This window comes from Saccharothrix sp. BKS2, from assembly GCF_047689505.1.
Lineage (GTDB): Bacteria > Actinomycetota > Actinomycetes > Mycobacteriales > Pseudonocardiaceae > Actinosynnema > Actinosynnema lopnurensis.
In genome coordinates, this window is sequence record NZ_JAUQOL010000003.1 from 136,915 (window position 1) to 157,021 (window position 20,107).

The following is a 20,107-nucleotide window of genomic DNA, read 5'->3' on the forward strand; positions in this document are numbered from 1 at the left end:
TCCCCCTCAGCCGGCCGTCGTGCCGGACAGCTCGTCCCGCTTCGCCTCGTACAGCGCCTTGATGTTCCCGCTGCCGAAGGTCAACGCGCCCCGCCGCTCGATGATCTCCAGGAAGAGCGTCCGGCGCACGTGCATCGACTCGGTGAAGATCTGGAGCAGCCGGCCCCAGTGGTCCCGGTCGACCAGCACGCCGAGCCGGCGCAGCTCGTCCACCGGCTCGTCCAGGTGGCCGACCCGCTCTTCGAGCGTGTCGTAGTAGGCGCTCGGCGTGCCGAGGAACCGCACACCCCTCTCGCCGAGCGTGCTCACCGCCTTGACGATGTCGTCGGTGCCGAACGCGACGTGCTGGACGCCCGCGCCCGCGTGCCAGGTCAGGAAGTCGTCGATCTGACCGGGCCGGCGCTCCGGGTCCGGCTCGATCAACGTGAAGGTGACGTGCCCGGACGGGCTCTGCACCACCTTGGAGTCCATGCCCTGGCCGCCGACCTCGACGTACTCCTCGAAGATCTGCGTGAACCCGAACACGTCCACGTAGTACCGGACGGTCGCGGCGAGGCCACCCGCGGGCACGCAGATCGCCAGGTGGTCGATCGCGCGCAGCAGCTTGTCGTCGGTGTGCGGCTCGAGGTCGGTCACCTCGATCGCGCCGGGCAGGAACTCCCTCGGTGAGCCGTGCCGCTCGACCAGCCGGTGCGTCACGTCGGAGAAGCCGGAGACCTCGGCCACGACGACCCGCTGGTCGCGCCCGCCCGGTCCCCCGGCCACGTACTCGCGCGGCGGCGACACCGGCTCGGCGCCGCGCTCGGTGAGGCCGCGGTAGGCGGCTTCGACGTCGTCCACGCCGATCCCCACGACCGCCACGCCGTCGCCGTGCTTGCGCACGTACTCGGTCGCGGGGTGGTCGGGGACCAGGCCCGTGGTCAGGACGACCTGGATGTCGCCCTGCCGCAGCAGCAACGAGCGCGCGCCCTCCAGCCCGGTCTCGGGTCCGCCCTGACCGCAGGTCGTGAACCCGAAGGCGGTGCAGAGGTAGAACGCCGCCTGCCTCGCGTCGCCGACGTACATCTCGATGTGGTCAATCCTGGAGAGGTTCATCAGGTATCCGGATCACTTCACGGAGCACGTCAGCGGCTCCTGAGACGGTGGTCATGCGGCCGTACTGGCCGCTGTCGAGTTCCATGCGCACGCCGTAGCGCTGTTCCACCTGGTGCACGAGCCAGGCCAGCTCCATCGACTCGATCAGCTCGGGGACGTCCTGCGCCGGTCTGCCGTCGAGGCTCGCGAGCATCGCCAGGACGTCGTCCCGATCGGGTGCGCCGCCCCGGTTCACCCCGGCACCCCGTTCCCGGTCGCGGCCGCGCGGAGCACCGAGCGGTCGCGCACCAGCTTCCCCGTCGTGGTGCGGGGCATCGCGTCGAGCACGTGCACCCGGCGTGGTCTCTTGTAGGGGGCGAGCCGTTCGGTCAGACCCGCCTGGACGGACGCCGCCGTGGCCGGCGCGTCGAGCTGCGCGTAGGCCGTGATGACGTCGTCGTGCAGCACGACGGCCGCCACCACGCCCGGCAGCCCGGCCAGCGTGGCCTCCACCTCGGTCAGGTCGACCTTCAGGCCGCCGACCGACACCTGCGAGTCGAGGCGTCCCTTGACCGTGACGAGGCCGGTGCCCGGGTCGACCGCGCCCGCGTCCCTGGTGTGCAGCCAGCCGTCCGCCCACCGGTCCGGGTCGGACGGACCGACGTACGGCGATTCGGGGCGGCTCACCCACAGCTCGCCGCCGCGTTCGACGACCGCGAGGCCCGGCGCGGGCGAGAGCGCGGGTCGGTGCGCGCCGAACAGGTCGGTCGCGATCACACCGACCTCGGTCATCCCCCACATGTTGCCGAGCGGGACGCCGTACCTGTCGGTGAAGGCGGTGGCGGTCGCGGCCGGCACCGCCTCGCCGCCGGTGGTCATCCGCTTGAGGTTCGGCAGTCGCGGGGGGTCCACGACGGACGCGAGCAGTCCGATGTGGAACGGCACGCCCAGCACGGTCGCGGGGGTGGGTTCGGCCGCCACCGCGTCGAGCACGCTGTCGCCGGTGAGCCGTTCCGGCGGTCTGATCTGCACACCCGCGTGCAGGCCGTACAGCAGGGCGCCGACCAGCCCCAGGACGTGCACCACCGAGGCCAGCACGATGATCCGCTCACCCGGCAGCGGCACGCCGTCGATCCGGGTGTACCGCTCGATCTCGGCGACCAGGTCGGCGGCCGTGCGGCCGATCACCTTGGACGGGCCGGTGGACCCGGAGCTGAACTGGATCACCGCGTGCGGTGTCGCCGCCGGACGGCCGGGGCGGGCCGTGACGGTCTCCTCCACGTCCGCGAACGGGCTCAGCGGGCTGCTCGTGATCCGTCCCGCCTCGACCAGCACCTGCGGTGCGAGCCTGCCGAGCGCGGCGTCGACCTCGAACGCGGTGAGCCGGTGGTCGAGCAGGCTCACCTGGGCGCCGATGCGCCACCCGGCGAGCAGGTTGGCCACGTACGCGACCGAGGGCGGCAGGCGCAGCGCCAGCGACCCGCCCGCGCGCAGTCCCGCCTCCGCCAGGCGCGCTTGCCGTTGCGCGACCAGCCGGCGCAGCGCGGCCCGGTCGACCGGGCCGCCCGCGTGGAGGCAGCTGTCGTCGTCCGCACCGCGCAGCAGGATCTCGTCGACCCATTCCGGACTTGCCGCGAATGCCGATCCGGCCGACGCCAGAACCTTTTCCACCAGTTCTCCCGCCTGGTCCGAAAGTCATTTCGAAAAAGTTTCGCCGAACTTTCCGATCACCCGCGGAACGAGTGATCCGAATCGTACGTCAGGGTTCGGCCGACGCACCATCGGCCAATCGGCCGTGACGAACCACCGGGTTCCCCGATCGACCCAGCCGGTCATTGATCAATGCGGCCAGCCGATCCAGGCCGTGGTCGATCCGGTCGACCGGGACGACACTGGAGGAAAGGCGCAGGGCGCGGACTTCCGAACTGTCGCCGTAGAAATGTCCCATTGGCGTCCACAACACGCCGTAGTCGCGGGCGGAGCGTTCCAGGAGCGCGTCGTCGACCACGAACGGGACGGTGACCACGACGAAGAACCCACCGGTCGGCACGGTCCAGGTGACGCCCGTCCCGTCCGGGAAGCGCTCGGCCAGCCCGGCCACGAGGTGCCGCAGGTTCCGGTCGTAGAGCCGCCGCTCCGGCGCGGTCGCCCCGGTGAGGCGGCAGCCGTGCGTCAGCAGCTTGCCGCCGACGACGGCCTGCGCGATCGGCGACGTGTTCACCGTCAGCATGCTCTTGATCTTGGACAGCTGGTCCGCGAACAGGCCCACCACGCCGTCGGCGCCGACCACCCGCTGGTCGGCGACCGCGTAACCCACCCGTGCGCCGGGCAGCACGGACTTGGCGAAAGAGCCCAGGTAGACGACCCGCCGACCCTCGTCCAGGGCCTTGAGCGTGGGCATCCGGCCCGAGTCGCCGTGGAACAGCCCGTAGGGGTTGTCCTCGATCAGCAGGACGTCCTCGGCGGCGGCCACCTCCAGCAGCCGCCGCCGGGTCGGCACGTCCAGGCTCAGCCCCGACGGGTTGGCGAAGTCGGGCACCACGTAGCACGCGCGCGGCCGGCGGCCGGCGGCGCGCTCCCGCCGGATCACGGCCACCAGGTCGTCGAGGTCGATCCCGTGACCGCCGGTGCGCACCGGGCGCACGGGCAGGTCGACCAGCCGCGCCGCGCCGGTCAGCCCGACGTACGTCGGCGACACCGCGAGCAGGACGTCGCGCTCGTCGGCGCGCAGCGCGCGGAGCACGAGGAACATCGCCTCCTGGCACCCCGCGGTGACCACCACCGACTCCGGGTCGATCGCGATGCCCTCGTCGAGCCGCAGGTTTTCCGCGACCAGGTCGTGGATGATCCCCTTGGTCCGGCCGTACTGCAATACGGTGCGCCGCACCTGTTCCCCGGTGCGCCCGAGGTCTTCGGCGAGATACCGGCAGAACTCGCGCAGATATCGGTGCACGTCCTCCAGGTCGAAGAACTCCTCGCTCGGCCTGCCGGCCGCCAGCGGTATCGCGTCCGGGTAGTGGATCGCGACCTCGTTGAGGAAATTCATCGAGTTGAGCGCCGGGTCCTCCAACGCGCCGAACAACGTTCCGGTGGTCAGCTCGGCGATGTTCTCCGCGTTCACCGGCGGTGTGCTCACCGGAGGTCCCCCTCGACTTCTCCGACGCCGCTCGCGAGCGGCCACGACCGCGCGCAGCAGGTCGTCCAGCTCGTCGTCGGAGAGGTCGGCCAGCGCGGCGTCGCGGGCGGCGTCGTCGGGCGGGTCGGGGGCGAGTTCGGCCGACACGACCTCGGCGAGGGCCGCGATCGTGGGTGAGGCGATGATGCGGTCCATGGGCAGGACGACGCCGTAGAGGTCGGCGATCCGGGCGGCGAACCGGACCGCGGTCAACGACCCGCTGCCGAGGCCGAACAGGTTGTCGTGCGGGCCGATCGGCTCGGTGGTGCGCAGGAGCTCGGCCCAGATCCGGGCCATGGTCCCCTCGATCCGGTCACGCGACGGCACCGGGTCCCCGTCCACCTCGGGCTCCGGCTCCGCGGTGGCGCGCCCGACCGCGCCGTTCGACGGCGGCCCGGTCGCCGCGGACCAGTCCCCGTCGGGAGCGGGCACCGGCAGCTCCGCCACCGCGGTGTCCGCGGCCGCGTGCTCCAGCACGGCGACCACCGACCGCAGCACCCAGCCGGCGAACCCCGGGTCGGTGCGGTGCTCCAGGGTCAGCGCGCCGCTCTCGTCCGCGCGCAGGTCGAGGTCGGCTTCGGCGGTGCCCGCCAGGACGACGTGGCTCCGCACGGTGACGCCGGGGAGGTCCAGCGCCGGCGCGGCCGGCGGCCCGGGGGTGAACCGCGGCGCGGCGGACAGGTCGACCCCCAGTTCCTCGGCGAGCTTCGTCAGCGGGACCTCGTCGTGCGACAGCGCGTGCGCCGTGGCGTCCCGCACCCGGGCGAGCAGGTCGCCGAACGACGGTTCACCCGCCAGGGAGACCCGGACGGGGACCGCGTCAGCGAACGGGCCCGCGATCGGCTCCAGCTCCACCCGCACGCGACCGCTCACCGGGACCGCGATCACGAGGTCGGCCCGCCGGGCGTACCGGGACAGCACCACGGCGTACGCGGCGAGGAACGCCGTGGACGGGGTGGCTCCGACGCCCTCCGCCACGTCGACCAGTCGTCGGACCGCGGCGGGGTCGACCACCGCCGTCGACCGCGCGGCGGGGTGCCCGGCCGGGAGCGGCGACGGCGCGGGCACGTCGCGCACCTCGCGCCAGTGCTCCAGTTGGCGCGCCAGCTCCTCGCCGCCCAACCGCTCGCGTTGCCACACGGCGTAGTCCCCGTAGTCCATCCACGACCCCGGCAGCTCGGACAGCCCTCCGCGGTACACGGTGGACAGGTCGGCGAGCAGCATCGCCAGTGCGGAGCCGTCGGCGACGACCCGGTGCGCCACGAGCACGAACAGGCACCGGTCCGCGCCGACCTCGACCACCGCGACCCTCAGCAGGGGCTCGCGGGCGAGGTCGAACGGCCGTTCCGCCAGGGCCACCGCGATCGACTCGGCCCGCTCGACGTCGCCGGGCAGGACGACGTGCTCGACCACCACACAACCCGACTCCGAGACGACCTGCTCGCCGGAGGCCGTGACGCTCGTCCGGAGCGTCGGGTGCCGCGCGACCACGACGTCCACGGCCCGTTGCAGCGCGACGGGATCGACCTGGCCGTCCAGCCAGGTCGCGTGGCACAGGGGCTCGGGCAGGGACAGCGCGTGCGCCTGCGCGAACGACAGCGGGTACCGCACGAACTACCTCCCGTGGGGCGCGTCCGCCAGGACCCGTTGCCGCATGAGGAACTTGCGGACCTTCCCGGTCGGCCCGACCGTCAGCTGCACGTCGGGCACGACGTCGACCCGGCGGAGGGTGCGCGCCACCGCCTCACCGACCGCGGCGCGGACCTCCTCACCCCGGTCCGGCGCGGGGTCGGCGCCCTCGTGCAGCACCAGGAGCACGTCGGTGATCGGCGGACCGTCCTCCCGCCCGGTCGCGAGGACCGTGCAGTCGCGGACGTCCGGGCACCGGGCGAGGATGCGCTCCTCGGTCAACGCGGTGTAGAGCCGGTTCCCGTCGCCGAGGTCGACCGCGTCACCGGCCCGGTCGAGGTGGTAGTAGTAGCCCTCCTCGTCCCGGTACATCAGGTCGCCGGTCAGGTAGTAGCCGTTGAGGCGGTTGCGGTAGGTGGCGGTCGAGTCGTTCCAGTAGCCGGGCGCGAGCGTCGGTGACCTGAGCCCGCACTGACCGACCTGGCCGACCGGCACCTCCTCCCCCGTCGCCACGTCCAGCAGCGCCACCTCCGCGAACGGGTAGGGCTTGCCGACGCAGCGGTCGTAGCGGTCGCTGTCGGGCCGGTGGCTGATGGCGAACGCGCTGTGGCCCATCTCGGTCGAGCCGAGCGTGTCGATGAACTTCGAGCCCGGCACGTCGACCACGCCGTCCGGCGTCCACACGGGGTGGCTGCCGACCGCGACGAGCTTGCGGATGTGCGCCTCGTGCGCGCAGTCGCCGGTGCTGGACCAGTTGCGCACCGAACTCAGGTCGCGTTGGGTCAGGTCGAACCGCGCCAGCTCCGCCCAGGTGACCGCGAAACCGAACACCCCGGTCGGCCGCCACCGCTCGATGGCGTCCAGGACCACCTCGCCGCTGTGCCGGAACGGCCCTCCCTGCCCGGACAGGCACAGCAGCTCGTAGCCGTTGCACAGCGCCTGGTTCACCACGATGATCCCGGCGGCGTGCGCGGCGGGCAGCACGGACAGCTCGCGCACCTGCCCGTACGGCCTGGCTTCGGTGAGCCGCACCGCCCGCACCGCGGCGAACAGGCTGTGGTGCGAGTGCACGACCGGCGTCGGCGTCCGGGTGGTGCCCGACGAGTGCGTGATCGCCACGGGGTCGTCGTCGTGGTGGCGGTGGGGCGGGGGCGCCTGGGTCGGGTCGCCGGTGCCGGTCTCCGCGGCGTCGCCCAGGACCGGCACGCCGAGTTCGTGGTCCCGCAGCGCCGCGTGGTCGGCGTCGACCAGCACGCCGACGCCGCGCAGCCGGCGGACGAACTCCGCGGCCACCTCGATCGGCATGGACCCGTTCATCAGCGCCGGGATCGCGCCGAGGTGGTTGAGCGCGAAGAAGTTGAGGAACACGTCGGCCGCCGACGTGACGAACACGGCGACGGGGTCGCGTCGGCCGATCCCCCTGCGGGCGAACCAGTCCGCGCGCGCCGCGACCCGTTCGGTCAGGTCGCGGAGCGACAGCGGCGTCCACGCGGGTGTGCCGTCCACCTCGACGTCGAAGGTCATCCGCGGGGCGTCCAGGTCGGCGCCGTGCTCCAGCAGCATGGGCAGCACGTTGCCCGCGCCGACCCGCATGTCCCGCGCCAGCGCGGTGCGCAGGTTCGCCCGACTCATCAGACCTCCCGTTTGCGGAGAACAATGGACTACCGAACGGACATCACCGAGTCGGGTTCCCGCATCGACAGCGGCGGGGTGCGGCGCTTCGCGGACTGCGGCGCCGACCGCCGGTCTTGTGGACCTGGCGACCGCGGGCGCGGACGTGTGGTCCGAGACTAGGTTCGCGATTCCCCTGTGGCAATCGGGCTTTCGGACGCGTCCGCCGTCGGCGCGGGCGACTTCGGGTTCCCGGCGAGCCGGGCCGCGATCGCGGCGCCGATCCGCGCGACCGGCGCCGGCAGCAGCATGTGCTCGTGCGAACAGTCCACTTCGACGACGTCGACCGGCCCGCTCACGCAGTCGTCCCAGGAGGCCACCTTCGCCCCGGTGGTCCGCTCGTCCCCGGTGGCCGAGAGGAACAGCACCGGGCAGCGGACCCGACCGGGGCGGTGCCGTTGCGCCACCGCGAGGTTGTTCCTGATCACGTGCGGCAGGGCGAGCAGCTGGCGGTCCGGCCACTCGTGCAGACCCAACCCCGGCCGGCCGCGGACCACCTCCAGCATCCGGTGCACCGGGTCGGGGTCGTCCGGCTCGACCACCGGCTGGTAGCCGAGTTCGCGGAGCACGAAGTCGCACAGCAGCCACAGGTTGTCGTCGGCCACGCTGAGGCTGTTCGGCAGGCCGGGCACCGTGTCGCCGATGACGAGCAGGCCGACCTCGTGGCCGCGCCGCTCCAGCTCCTCGGCGATCGCGTGCGCCGTGTTGCCGCCGATCGACCACCCGAACAGGTGGTACGGGCCGTGTGGCCGGGTGAGCCTGATCCGGTCGGCGAAGTCCCGCGCCAGCTCGGCCATGTCGACCGGCAGCGGCTCGGGCCTGCGCAGCCCGCGCAGTTGCAGGCCGTACACCGGGTGCTCGGGCGGGAGGTGCGGCAGCAGCGCGAGGTAGCACCAGCTCGCACCGATCAACGGCGGCGCGCAGAACAGCGCGGGGCCGTCACCGCCCTCCCTCAGCGGCAGCACCAGGTCGAGGACGCCACCCGCGCGGCGGATGTCGGCCCGCCGCTGTCTCGCCCACGCGAACTCCTCGGCCGCCGGCAACACCTTCACCGCTGACCCGTCCACCGGACCACCCTCCCGCTCGCGCGTGCTCACGTGCCGGACGCCAACCCGACCAGGTGCGCGGCAGCCGCGGCAGCTCCACCGGCGGCGGCGAACTCCGCCCCGATCCGACGGGCGTGGCGCCGGTAGTCCGGCTCGTCGAGCACCGCCCGCACCGCGGTGCCCAGTTCGGCCACCGTGACGTCGAGGATCGACACCTCGATGCCCGCGCCCGACCGGGCGACCTGCCGCGCCAGCGCCGCCTGCTCGGCGCGGACCGGCGCGACGACCATCGGGACCCCGAAGGTGAGCGCCTCGTTGACCGCGCCCCCCGCGTGGCACACCACCGCGTCCAGCTTCGGCATCAGGTCGAGCATCGGCACCAGCTCGGCGGTGATGGCGTTGTCCGGGAACGACTCCGCGGCCACGCCGGAGGTCACGAAGATCGCCTGCACCTCGTCCGCCACGGGTGCGAGCACCGCCGCGGCCCGGTCGTAGAAGTCGCCGACCATGTGACCGACCAGCGTGCCGACCGTGACCAGCACGTGCCTGCGGTCCGGGTCCCAGAGGTGCCAGGGGAAATCGGGTGCGTTCGGCCTGGCGCCCAGCGCCGCGCCGGTGAGCACGCAGCGGTCCGGCAGCACGGCGTCGCCCACGAGTCCGGGTGTCATCAGGGCGATCACCAGGTGCGGCGAGAACCGGGGGTCGATCGGCTCGCCGGACAGGCCCGCCATCGCCAGCGCCTGCGCCACCTTGTCGGCCAGGTAGTCGTCGAACCCGACGAGGTCGGCCGGCGGGGTCAGCTCCAGCGTGCCGGTGCACAGGGTCGCCCACGGCACGCCGTGCCGGTGCGCCACCAACGCGCCGGCCAGCGCGTACTGCTCGGTGACCACGACGTCCGGCCGGTGCTCCAGCACCGCCTCGTCGACGGGGCCGAGGGTGAAGCGGGTGAACGGGATCAGGTACCCGTCCCACATCGCCCGCACCCCGGCCATGCCCGTCTCGTCGTAGCGGCGGTAGGCCCGGGTGCCGGTGGCGTGCACCGTCGCACCCGGACCGACCAGCGGGCGCAGCACGTTCTCCGGACCGCACCAGACGACTTCGTGACCCGCGCGGGCGAGCTCCTGCCCGATCGCGAGCATGGGGTAGAGGTGACCTTGCAGCGGCAGCACGACCAGCAGGAACCGCGACACCGCACCATCGTGGCACACATTGACGATCCCCGGAACGACGTGGTGGGATCCCGAAGTGTGACCGCTCTCGACGCGGTGTCGGTGTACACACCGGCTTTTCGCGTCCCCATCGAGGACCTGGCCGACCCGCTCGGCCTGACCGGCATCCAGGTCAGGCTCTTCCGGCGGTTCCACGGGCTCGACCAGGTCCGGTTCGACCCGGACCGGTCGCCTGCCGGGCTGTTGCGCGCCGCCGTCGAAGGGCTCACCGAGCTGCGCGGTCAGGAGCACCGGGTCCGGTACGTGGTCCACGGCCGGGCGATGCCGGTCGTCGTGCCGTACCCGCACAACCCGCTGCACGAGGTCTGCCGGGAGCTGGGGCTCGGTCACGCGCTGGCTTTCACCGTCACGCAGCAGAGTTGCGCGAGCGGGCTGCTGGCGGTCGAGCTGGCCGGCCGGCTGCTCGCCGGCGACCCGGACGGGGACGCGCTGGCGCTGGTGCTGACGGGCGAGAAGGCGTTCACCCGTCACGCGCGGCTGCTGCCGGGCACGTCCCTCTTCGGCGAGGGCGCGTCCGCGTGCCTGGTGAGCGCCAACGGGCGGCGCGACCGGGTGCTGTCCTCCGTGTGCGCGCAACGCGGTGAGTTCGACGGCGAGTTCGGCGATCGGGAGGACGAGTTCCAGCGCCGGTACCGCCCGTCGCTGGCCGAGGTGATCAACCGGGCGGTCGCCGAGGCCGGGCTCGTCCTGGACGACATCCGGTTGGTCCTGCCGCACAACGTGAACGTCGTGACCTGGCAACGCCTGTGCTCCCTCATGGACTTCCCGGTGCGGCGCGTGCTGCTGTCGAACGTGCCCGACAACGGCCACCTGTTCTGCACCGACGCGTTCGCCAACTACCGGACCGCCCGGGAGCGCGACCTGCTCCGCGAGGGCGACCACTACCTCGTCGCGACCGTCGGCGCCGGAGCCGGGGCGACGTTCTCCGCGATGGTGTTCCAGCACTGACACCCCGTCCCACCCAGGAGGCCGACATGACCGCACCCGACGCCCAGGTCGACAACGCATCGCGGGACCGCGTGGTCCAGGCCATGACGACCGTGCTCAAGCGGCTGGTCGAGCGCGAGGAGCCGATCACCGAGGACATGCACATGGTCGACGAGCTGGGGGTCAGCTCGTCGATGGGGTTGGAGCTGCTGCTGGAGGTGGAGGAGCAGCTCGGCATCCAGATCGACGTGGAGCGGATGCGCCCGGACGAGCTGCTGACCGTCGGCCAGCTGGCCACGTTCATCGCCGGTCACAGCCGGCCCTGGTGATGCGCCTGGTCCGCGCCGGGCGCCGGGGTTTCACCGGTGACGCCGCCGTCCTGGCCGACGACGACCACCGCGCGCAGGTGACCGAGTACCTCGCGGACCTGGTCCGGCCCTTCGGCGCCGGACCCGTCACCGACCTGTCCGGCCAGTCCTACGGCGAGATGGCGAAGGCGTTGGTGGCGGAGGTCGTGCCCGCGACCGAGCCGGTCGACCTGCTGGTGCTGGCGTTCTCGATCCACGACGTGTGGCCGGGCCGGGCGACCGCGACCTACCTCAGCCACGTCTGCCCCGGCACGCCGATGTCGTTCGCCATCTGCGACCAGGGCAGCGCGTCGCCGTTCACCGGTCTGCGCGTCATCGGCGACTACGGCGTGCGACGGGCGCTGCTGGTCGTGGTCGAACAGGCCGCGCTGCCCTACCGGTCGGCGGCCGCGACACCGCTGGCGCACCGGGGCGTGGCCATGCTGTACGAGGAGGGGGCGGGCACCCGGGTGACCGGGGTCCGCCAGTACCCCGACGTGGAGCCGGGGGCCGTGCCGGAGGTGGCCCGCCTCGGGGTGGCCGAGCTGTCGGCCGGCCGGCCCGGCACGCGGGTCGTGCTGAGCGACTCGCTCGCCGCGGCGTGGCCGGACCGCCCCGACCACACCCGCGCGCCGGCCGGGCAGCCCACGACGGGGGTGTGGTGGCACCTGGCCGGTGCGCGCGAGGGCGCGGTGCTGGTGGGCGACTACGACCGGGAACTGCGCTACCTCTGCTTCGCCGTGGTCGCGGCCGCTCCGTCCTGCGTGGACGGGCAGGACCGGTCGGCCGGGGCGTAGCGGGTCCCGCCCCGGCCGCGAGGCGCGCGGTGCCGCCCCCGGCTACCTCGGTCCGCTACCGGAGACGGCCGGTCGGGGTCGTGCGCCGGTCGGCACGTCCGGGCGGAACGCGGCCTCGACGGCCACCTCCTCCACCGCGCGCAGCATCTCCTCCACCTGCTCGGCGGAGAAGACCTCGGTGTCGCTGACCACCTGGAGGTACACGGTGTCCGGGTGGTCCTCGATGTTGACGAACAGCTGGTCGGTCCACCGGTAGACGAACTTGTTCCACCTGAGGTACGTCTCGGGCAGCCTGGACCTGATCTCGTCCTCGGTGAGGGGCGCGGCGTCCGCCACCGCGTCGGCACGCGTCCTGGTGCTGAACCGCCGGTCGTTGACCCGGCAGGTGATCCGGGCCGGGTGGCCGCGTTCGGCGTCCAGGCGCGCGGCCAGCTCCGCCAGCCGGTCGGGGTCGTAGTAGGAGTTCATCAGGGCCGCGGTCGTGGCCCGGCGCGCCTGCGCGATCACGTCGTCGACCGTGCCGTCGAGGTCGAGGGTGAGCACGGCGTTCTGGACCACCGTGCCGATGACGTCGGCCAACCCGGGTCGGTACCGGTTGCCCGCGGCCACGTGCAGGGTCAGCGGGTCGACGCCGGTGGTCCGCGCGATCGCGGTGGCGATCACCGCGAGCAGCACCCGCCCGGTGTCCGTGCGGGTCCGCCGGGCGATCTCGACCACGGCCAGGTAGGCGGCCGGCGAGCTGAACCGCACGTTCCGGCACCGCCGCCCCGCCTCGTAGTCCGGCGCGCCCGACTCGCCGAACGTCAGCGGCGGCAGGGCGCGGAGGTGGCCCTCCCAGTAGCGCATGGCCCGGTCGCTGACCCGCCGCAGCTCCGGTGCCGCCTCCCGGCGGCCGAGGTCGGCGAGCAGCACCGCGTCCGGGTCCACCGGGCGGCCGACCAGCTCGCCGAGGCCGAGGTCGGTCATGAGCAGCAACGCGCCCACGCCGTCGGCGACCAGGTGGCCGATGGTGAGCACCGCGTACACGGCTTCGCCCCGGTGCCGCATCACGCCCATGCGCAGCGACCACGGGGTGTGCTCCGCCAGCGGGGCCGCCATCCACTTGAGCCACAGCTTGTTGCCGTGGTCGACGGCGGCGGCGCGGTCGAGGTGGTCCGCGAAGGTCATGACCTCCAGGTCGATCTCCCCGGACCCGTGCACCACCTGGCACGGCTTCCCCTCGTCGTCGGTGCCGAACCGGGTCCGCAGCGCGGGGTGCTTGCCCATCAGCCGGCCCAGGCGTTCGGCGACGTCGGCGACGGTGAGGCCCTCCGGCAGGTGGTGCGCACCGCTGATGTTGTAGGTCCAGTCGCTGTTGCGCATGTCCTGGAGGATGCTCTTCTGACCCCAGGTCAGCGGCGCGGTTCCCGCGCCGGGTCCGGAGAACGGCACGGTGACGCGGTCGTGGACGATCGGTTCATCCACCGGCACTCCCGAAGATCACGCTCACGTTGTGGCCACCGAAGCCGAACGAGTTGGACATGACCGCGCCCACCGCGGCGGGCAGCGCCTCGCCGCGGACGTGGTTGAGGTCGCAGGCCGGGTCGGGATCGTCCAGGTTGTGGGTCGGTGGGAGCAGCCCCTTGCGCATGGCCGCGATGCCGACCGCCGCTTCGACCACACCGGACGCGCCGAGCATGTGCCCGGTCACCCCCTTGGTCGAGCTGACCGGCGGCATGGCGTCGCCGTACACGCCCCGGATCGCCGCGGCCTCGGCGGTGTCGCCCGCCTTCGTGCCGGTGCCGTGCGCGTTGAGGTAGTCGATGTCGCCGGTCGACAGTCCGGCATCCCGAAGTGCGATCCGCATGCTCTCCGCCGCGCTGGAGCCGTCCGGCCGGGGTGTGGTCGGGTGGTGCGCGTCGCTCGTCGCACCCCAGCCGAGCACGCCGGCGTGGACCGCCGCGCCGCGCGCCCGCGCGAAGTCGAGCCGCTCCAGCACCAGCACACCGGCACCCTCGCCGAGCACGAAACCGTTGCGGCGCCGGTCGAACGGGCGGCTCGCGGTGGTCGGGTCGGACCAGCCGCGGGCGAGGGCGAGCGCGTTGCCGAAGGCGTCGGCGAAGGTCGGGAACAGCGGCGCTTCGGTGCACCCGCACACCACCACGTCCGCTTCGCCCGACCGGAGGATGCGCATCGCCTCGCCGATGGACTGACCACCGGCGGCGCACGCCGTGCCCGACGACGACGTGTACCCCCGGATGCCGAACTTGATGGCGACCCGGGCCGCCGCCATGTTGGGCAGCACACCGGGCAGCAGGAACGGGCTGACGCCCAGGCGGCCGCGCCGGGACCGCTCCACCGCCTGGTCCGCGAGCGTCCCGAGCCCGCCGACCCCGGAGAGCACGACCGCGACGCGGTACGGGTCGACGTCCCGGCCGACCTCGATCCCGGCTTCGGCCAGGGCGTCGTCCGCGGCCCGCACGGCCATCACGACCGAGCGATCGACCACGCGCGCTTCCTTGGGCGGTATAACGCTTTCCGGGTCGATGAACGGCCCGATCGCGGCCACGTCGACCACGCCGTGCAGCGGGTGGCCCTCCGGCGGGCGCACGGCCCCGGACCGACCGGCGCAGACCGCCGCGAAGACCTCGTCGACCGCGGTGCCGACCGGGCTGACCAGCCCGATCCCCGTCACGGCAACGGTCGTGCTCACGTCGCCGTTGCGGTCTGCGAGCGTCGGGCCACCTCGGCGCAGAACTCCCCGACCGTCATGGCGGCGAACCGCTCGGCCTCGTCCTCGTCGAACCGGACGCCGAAGTGTTCCTCCACCCGCAGCGAGAGCTCGGCCAGGGCGAGCGATTCGAGGTCGGCGCCCGCCGGGCCCAGCACCGTGTCGTCGTCCATGTCGGCGGTGCTGTACTTCATGACCGTCAACGAGTCGAAAAGGAACTGGCGGATCTCGGAATTCATGACGGTGCTTCCCCTCTCCGGGAGGTCAACGGGAATCTGCCTCACCGGGGTCGAGGCCGTCAAGCGCGAGCCCGTACCGAATACGGACTATGGACCGCGGTCGGGAACGGCCGCAGAATGTGCGCCATGCCCTCGGCGATGCTGGATCTCGTGACGCACGGAGAGGCGTCGCCGCGGTCCCCCGCCGTCCACCTCGTCGGCGGGCGGACACTGTCCTACGGGGAGTTGGCCGCGCTGGTCCGCGAGGTCGAGCGGTCCCTGCGCCACGACACCAAGGCGTTGGTGCTGTGCGCGGGAGACCGCGACCTGTCCACGCTGACCGCCTACCTGGCCGCGCTGCGGCTCGGCCACTCGGTCGCGTTCCTGCCCGCCTCGGCCGAGGTGCTCGCGGCGTACCGACCGGAGTTCGTGGTCCCGGCCCCCGGTGGCGGGTCGGACCTGGCCGACCTCGGCTACGTGCCCGGGGAACATGGGGCCGGGGAAAACGTGGGAGGTCCGCACGTCTTCCGCAGGCGTTCGGCGGAGCCGGCGGGCGACATCTTCCCGGACCTGGCGCTGCTGCTCTCGACCTCCGGGACGACCGGGAGCCCCAAGGCGGTGCGGCTGTCGTACGACGGGTTGGCCGACAACGCCGCCGCCATCGTCCGCGCGTTGGGCGTCACCGCCGCGGAACGCGCGCCGACCACGTTGCCGATCACCCACGCCTACGGCCTGTCGGTGGTGAACAGCCACCTGAGCGCGGGCGCGGGTGTCGTGCTGACCGACCGGTCGCCGTTGTCGTTGGCGATGTGGGACCACGCGACCAGGGCGGGCGCCACCTCGTTCGCCGCGGTGCCGACGACCTACGCGGCGTTCGGCCCGGCGCACGCGGACCTGTTGGAACGCAGCGAGATCCGCACGATGACCCAGTCGGGCGCCCGTCTCGGCGACGAGCTGACGATGCGGCTGGTGCGCGTGATGGAGCGGCGACGGGGCCGGTTCTTCCCCATGTACGGCCAGACGGAGGCCACCTCGCGGATCACGTGCCTCGACCCGGCCGCCCTCCCGGACCGCCTCGGCTCGGTCGGGACGGCGGTGCCCGGCGGCGTCATCACCATCGCGCCCGCCGAAGCGCACGACCGGGCCGCCCCCGGCGAGGGCGCCGTGCACTACCGCGGTCCGGGCGTGATGCTCGGCTACGCGACCGGTCGCGACGACCTCGGCCGGGGCCCCGAGGTGGACGTCCTGGACACGGGCGACCTCGGGTACCTGCGCGACGGCTACCTCTACCTGACCGGCCGCACCAAGCGGATCGTCAAGGTGCTCGGCGTCCGCACGAGCCTGGACGACCTGGAGCGCGTGGTCGAGCGGGCCGACCACCCGTCCGCCGTGGTCTGCGACGACGACGTGGTGTACCTGTTCGGCGCGGGCGACCCGGACGTGCACGAGCGGCAGCGGCGGCGGTTGGCCGAGGTGCTGGGGGTGCCGAGCCGGCACGTGGCGGTCCGCCACGTCGACCGCCTGCCCCGGACGCCCGGCGGCAAGGTCGACTACCGGGCGCTGGCGGCGGCCGTGGACACCCGGGAGGTCGGCCGGTGGAACTGACTCACTGGCGGCAGCTGTCCGACCGCGGACCAGACCTCGTGCTGTGCCTCGACTTCCCCGGCGCACGGGCCGCGGCGGGGTTCGCGGACCTGGCGTCCGGTGTTCCCGTGGACGCCTGCTTCCTGCACCTCGCCCAGCCGGGCTCGGGGCCGCTCGACGCGTGCGTCGACCGCTGGGTGGCGGACGCGACGGCCACCGGCCGCCCGGTGCGCGCGGTGCTGGGGTACTGCGCCGGGTCGTCGCTGGCCACCTGCGTCGCCGACGCCCTCGCCGAGTCCGCCCCCACGCCGGTGACCCTCCTCTTCGACGCCGCCGCGACCAGCGCCGGCTCGTTGGGCCACCAGTTCACGTCCACCATCGAGACCTCCGCGGACCACCTGACCGCCGGGGAGCTGGACGACGCGCGTGCCCTGGCGGACGAGCTGGTCGAGGCGCACCCGGACGACCTGCCCCGCATCGCCGCGGCCCTGGTCGACCGGTACGACGCGTTGATGGGCGAGGTCGCCGCCCGGCTGTCGCTCAACCAGTTCTTCCGGCAGCAGCTCACCGGCGGGTTCACCGCCTACGTGGAGTACCTGCTCCTGGCCGCCCAGGGCCGGTTCGACACGCGCTCCGGGACGCCGTTGTTCCTGTCCTCCAAGGAGCACGAGCCGCCCGTGGACGGCGCCCGGCGCCTCGCGCTGGACTTCGACCACCCCGGCCTGCTGCGCGAGCCCGCGGTGCACGACCTCGTCGCCGAACTGCTGATAGGAGAGCGCCCGTGGTGAACGTGGCCGAGATAGCCGACGTCCTGTCCGCGCACCCCGGTGTGAGCCGGGCAGGGGTCGCCGTCGTGCGCCACGAGGGACGTGACGTCACGATCGCCGCCGTCGAGCTGACCGAGTACCTGAGCGGGCCGGTGCTGCGCAATCACGTGCGGCACCGGCTCGGCGAGGACTGCGGGCTGGGCGGCGTGCTCGTCGTGGACCGGCTGCCGATGGCGGACGGCGCGGTGGACGCGGGGCAGTTGGCGGCGGCCGTCGCGGACGGCCGGTGCACCACGTTCGAGGACCCCCGCGACGACGTCGAGCGGCGGGTGGCGGCGATCTGGTCGGCGCTGATGGACGTGCGGCCGGTCGGCGTGACCGACGACTTCCTGGAGCTGGGCGGCGATTCGCTGTCCGCGCTCGGCATCATCGCCGCGCTCGAAGCGGAGTTCGACCGGTCGCTGGACGTGTACGAGTTCATGAGCGCGTCCAGCGTCCGGCGGCTGGCCGAGATGCTGCGGTAGCGGTGGTCCTCCCCGTGCACCGGCGGATCGCCGACATCGCCCGCGCCGAACCCGGTCGGCCGGCCCTGATCGGGTTCGACGCCGACCTGGCCGAGCAGACCCTGACGTGGGGGGAACTCGCCGGGTCGGTGGAGGAGGCGGTGGCCGCGCTGCGGGCGGCGCTCGACCCGGACGTGCCGTCGTGCGTCGTCGTGGAGGCGGCCAACACCCTGGCCGCGGCGACCGGCCTCGCGGCGGCGCTCGCGGCCGAGGTGCCCGTCTTCCCGCTGAACCCGGCCACCCCCGCGGCCGAGCGGGACGTCCTGCTCGGGCTGCTCGGCCGCCGGTACCGGCACGTGCACCTGGTGGACGTCGGGAACCGGCCGGGGCCGGCGATCGTGTCGGCCACGCTGCCGTCGGCCGGGGACGGCGCCGTGGCCTACCTGCTGGCGACCGGCGCGAGCTCGGGCGTGCCGAAGGTCTCGGCGCGACCGGGGCCGCTGCGCTACGACCCCGCGCTGACGCCGTCGCTGGTGATCCGGCAGACCGGTTGGCGGACCGGCCAGCGGCAGCTCATCGTCGGTCCGCTGTACCACGCGGCACCGTTCACCGCGTTCGTGGACGCGCTGCTGGACCTGAACACCGTCGTGCTGCAACCGTTCTTCTCCGCGCGGTGGACCGTCGACCTGGTGCGGCAGCACCGCATCGAGTGGGTGCAGCTGACGCCGACGCACATGCGCGAGATCCTGGTGCTCGCCGACGCGGACCCGGCGGCCTTCGACAGCCTGCGCGCGCTCCTGCACACCGCGGCCGCCTGCGACGCGGACACCAAGCGCGGGTGGATCGACCTGCTCGGCCCCGAGCGGGTCTTCGAGCTGTACGGCGCGACCGAGGGCATCGGCGTGACGCTGGCCCGCGGCGACGAGTGGCTGGCCCGGCCGGGCACGGTCGGGCGCGGTGTCCTGACCCAGCTCCGCGTCCTGGACGACGACGGGGCACCGGTCGCGCCGGGCGAGGTCGGCACGGTGTTCATGCGCACCCCCCGGCGGGTGGGCCGGTCCGACTACGTCAACGACCAGGTCGTCCGCACCACCCCGGACGGGTTCGCCACGGTGGGCGACCGCGGCAGGCTCGACCGCGACGGCTACCTCTACCTCGAACCCCGCGACCACGGCACGATCAACGTGGGCGGCGAGAAGGTCGACCCGAACGAGGTCGAGGCCGCGTTGCTGGCCCACCCCGCGGTGGTCGACGCGGTCGCGCTGGCCGTGCCGCACCGGACCCTCGGGTCGGTGGTCGGCGTGCAGGTGGTGCTGCGCCCCGAGGTGAGCGTCCGCAAGGCCGACCTCGCCGCGCACTGCGGCCGGCGGCTGGCCGGCTTCAAGATCCCGAAGCACTTCGCGTTCGTCGACCGACTCCCCCGCTCCGCGGCCGGGAAGATCCAGCGCTGGCGGCTCGCCGCCGATTCCGAAGGCGGTGCGCCCACACCATGAACCCGACCGTGGACGACGTGCTCGACACCGGCTACCGGCACCCCCGCGACCCGGTGGAGCTGTGGCTGGCACGGCAGTGGCAGGAGGTCATCGGGTTCGCCGTCGGCATCCGGGAGAACTTCTTCGAGCTGGGCGGCAACTCCCTGGACGCGGCCCGGGTCGTCAACTCCGTCCTCGAGGAACTGGGCGTGCAACTGCCCCTGAACACGATGACCGAGCACCCCACCGTGGAGAGCCTCGCCGCCCGGCTGCGCGACCACAACGGGCGGCTGGCCGGCCCGCTGGTCCTGATCCAGCGCGGCGACGGGGCCGCTCCCCCGCTGTTCCTGGTCCACCCGGCCAACGGGCAGGTCGGCCCGTACGCCGGGCTCGCCCAGGCGCTGGGCGAGGACTTCACCGTGTTCGGGCTCCAGGCGGCCGGGCTCTACTCGGACGTCGACCCGGTCGCCTCGGTGCGGGCCATGGCGCGCACCTACGTCGAGGCCGTCCGCGCGGCGCGGCCGACCGGTCCCTACCTGCTCGGCGGCTGTTCGACCGGCGCGGCGGTCGCCCACGAGATGGCCGCCCTGATCACCGGGGACGACGCCGAGGTGCGGCTGCTGGCCCTGGTCGACGCCGAGCTCCTCGACGTCGGACCCCGGTTCGACCAGCCGCCCGGTGACCTGGTCGCGGTCCTGGACCGGTGGAAGGAACTCGACCTCGTGCCGTCGGACGCGACCCCCGGGTTCGTCAGGCGTTCGGCGCGCGTGTGGCAGGCGAACGAGGACGCCGTCCGCGACTGGGAACCCCGGCCGTACCCCGGTCCGCTCGACGTCTTCGCCGGCCCCTCGGACGACCGGCCGGCGTTCGCGGACTGGCCGTCGGCGGTGACGCGCGAGCACACGCCGCCGGACGGGGACGTGGCCGGCGCGCTGCGCGGGTTGATCGGCTGACCGGG

General features: G+C 73.4%; 18 protein-coding genes. 8 read left to right on the plus strand and 10 right to left on the minus strand.

What is annotated here, in order from left to right:
* Positions 1–6 precede the first annotated feature (6 nt).
* The 7 genes from hppD to Q5530_RS06460 form a co-directional block, all read right to left on the minus strand.
* Positions 7–1,095: a 4-hydroxyphenylpyruvate dioxygenase gene (gene hppD, locus Q5530_RS06430; RefSeq protein ID WP_415361277.1), complete on the minus strand. Its 1,089-nt coding sequence runs from the start codon at positions 1,093–1,095 to the stop codon at positions 7–9.
* Positions 1,076–1,330, minus strand: a complete 255-nt coding sequence (locus Q5530_RS06435) for a hypothetical protein (RefSeq protein WP_415361278.1) — start codon at positions 1,328–1,330, stop codon at positions 1,076–1,078. The genes hppD and Q5530_RS06435 overlap by 20 nt, the downstream gene beginning before the upstream one ends.
* Positions 1,327–2,745 (minus strand): class I adenylate-forming enzyme family protein, encoded by a 1,419-nt coding sequence (locus tag Q5530_RS06440; protein WP_415361279.1) that lies wholly within the window; start codon positions 2,743–2,745, stop codon positions 1,327–1,329. Before Q5530_RS06440 ends, Q5530_RS06435 begins: the two co-directional genes overlap by 4 nt.
* Positions 2,746–2,833: 88 nt before the next feature.
* Positions 2,834–5,860, minus strand: a complete 3,027-nt coding sequence (locus Q5530_RS06445; protein ID WP_415361280.1) for an aminotransferase class I/II-fold pyridoxal phosphate-dependent enzyme — start codon at positions 5,858–5,860, stop codon at positions 2,834–2,836.
* A gap of 3 nt (positions 5,861–5,863) precedes the next feature.
* On the minus strand, positions 5,864–7,510 hold the full coding sequence (locus Q5530_RS06450; protein ID WP_415361281.1) for a class I adenylate-forming enzyme family protein: 1,647 nt from the start codon (positions 7,508–7,510) through the stop codon (positions 5,864–5,866).
* A 158-nt stretch (positions 7,511–7,668) separates the two neighbouring features.
* Positions 7,669–8,616 (minus strand): alpha/beta fold hydrolase, encoded by a 948-nt coding sequence (locus tag Q5530_RS06455; protein WP_415361282.1) that lies wholly within the window; start codon positions 8,614–8,616, stop codon positions 7,669–7,671.
* A gap of 26 nt (positions 8,617–8,642) precedes the next feature.
* Positions 8,643–9,785: a glycosyltransferase gene (locus Q5530_RS06460; protein WP_415361283.1), complete on the minus strand. Its 1,143-nt coding sequence runs from the start codon at positions 9,783–9,785 to the stop codon at positions 8,643–8,645.
* 57 nt (positions 9,786–9,842) lie between these two features.
* On the opposite strand from Q5530_RS06460, the gene Q5530_RS06465 reads away from it, so the two are divergent.
* The 3 genes from Q5530_RS06465 to Q5530_RS06475 are packed head-to-tail and all read left to right on the plus strand — an operon-like array spanning position 9,843 to position 11,895.
* Positions 9,843–10,772 carry a 3-oxoacyl-[acyl-carrier-protein] synthase III C-terminal domain-containing protein gene (locus tag Q5530_RS06465; protein WP_415361284.1) on the plus strand — a complete coding sequence of 310 codons (930 nt, stop codon included), beginning with the start codon at positions 9,843–9,845 and terminating at the stop codon, positions 10,770–10,772.
* Between the two features lie 26 nt (positions 10,773–10,798).
* Positions 10,799–11,080, plus strand: a complete 282-nt coding sequence (locus Q5530_RS06470; protein ID WP_415361285.1) for a phosphopantetheine-binding protein — start codon at positions 10,799–10,801, stop codon at positions 11,078–11,080.
* Complete coding sequence (locus tag Q5530_RS06475; protein WP_415361286.1) at positions 11,077–11,895, plus strand: hypothetical protein; 819 nt, start codon at positions 11,077–11,079, stop codon at positions 11,893–11,895. The genes Q5530_RS06470 and Q5530_RS06475 overlap by 4 nt, the downstream gene beginning before the upstream one ends.
* A gap of 42 nt (positions 11,896–11,937) precedes the next feature.
* Here Q5530_RS06475 and Q5530_RS06480 read toward each other — a convergent pair whose 3' ends face one another.
* From Q5530_RS06480 to Q5530_RS06490, 3 genes are read right to left on the minus strand one after another with little or no spacing between them, the layout of a single operon-like run.
* On the minus strand, positions 11,938–13,359 hold the full coding sequence (locus Q5530_RS06480; protein WP_415361287.1) for a condensation domain-containing protein: 1,422 nt from the start codon (positions 13,357–13,359) through the stop codon (positions 11,938–11,940).
* On the minus strand, positions 13,352–14,569 hold the full coding sequence (locus tag Q5530_RS06485; RefSeq protein WP_415361288.1) for a beta-ketoacyl-[acyl-carrier-protein] synthase family protein: 1,218 nt from the start codon (positions 14,567–14,569) through the stop codon (positions 13,352–13,354). Before Q5530_RS06485 ends, Q5530_RS06480 begins: the two co-directional genes overlap by 8 nt.
* Before the next feature lie 14 nt (positions 14,570–14,583).
* A complete protein-coding gene (locus Q5530_RS06490) occupies positions 14,584–14,844 on the minus strand; it encodes a phosphopantetheine-binding protein (protein ID WP_380635680.1) in 261 nt (86 codons plus the stop codon).
* A 150-nt stretch (positions 14,845–14,994) separates the two neighbouring features.
* On the opposite strand from Q5530_RS06490, the gene Q5530_RS06495 reads away from it, so the two are divergent.
* The 5 genes from Q5530_RS06495 to Q5530_RS06515 are packed head-to-tail and all read left to right on the plus strand — an operon-like array spanning position 14,995 to position 20,102.
* The gene (locus tag Q5530_RS06495) at positions 14,995–16,428 is read left to right on the plus strand and encodes an AMP-binding protein (protein ID WP_415361289.1); all 1,434 of its coding nucleotides are present in this window, start codon (positions 14,995–14,997) and stop codon (positions 16,426–16,428) included.
* The gene (locus Q5530_RS06500) at positions 16,419–17,195 is read left to right on the plus strand and encodes a hypothetical protein (RefSeq protein WP_415361290.1); all 777 of its coding nucleotides are present in this window, start codon (positions 16,419–16,421) and stop codon (positions 17,193–17,195) included. Before Q5530_RS06495 ends, Q5530_RS06500 begins: the two co-directional genes overlap by 10 nt.
* Positions 17,189–17,698 (plus strand): phosphopantetheine-binding protein, encoded by a 510-nt coding sequence (locus tag Q5530_RS06505; RefSeq protein ID WP_380635684.1) that lies wholly within the window; start codon positions 17,189–17,191, stop codon positions 17,696–17,698. Before Q5530_RS06500 ends, Q5530_RS06505 begins: the two co-directional genes overlap by 7 nt.
* Positions 17,699–17,700: 2 nt before the next feature.
* On the plus strand, positions 17,701–19,170 hold the full coding sequence (locus tag Q5530_RS06510) for an AMP-binding protein (protein ID WP_415361291.1): 1,470 nt from the start codon (positions 17,701–17,703) through the stop codon (positions 19,168–19,170).
* Positions 19,167–20,102: a thioesterase domain-containing protein gene (locus Q5530_RS06515; protein ID WP_415361292.1), complete on the plus strand. Its 936-nt coding sequence runs from the start codon at positions 19,167–19,169 to the stop codon at positions 20,100–20,102. The genes Q5530_RS06510 and Q5530_RS06515 overlap by 4 nt, the downstream gene beginning before the upstream one ends.
* The last annotated feature ends 5 nt before the right edge of the window (positions 20,103–20,107 follow it).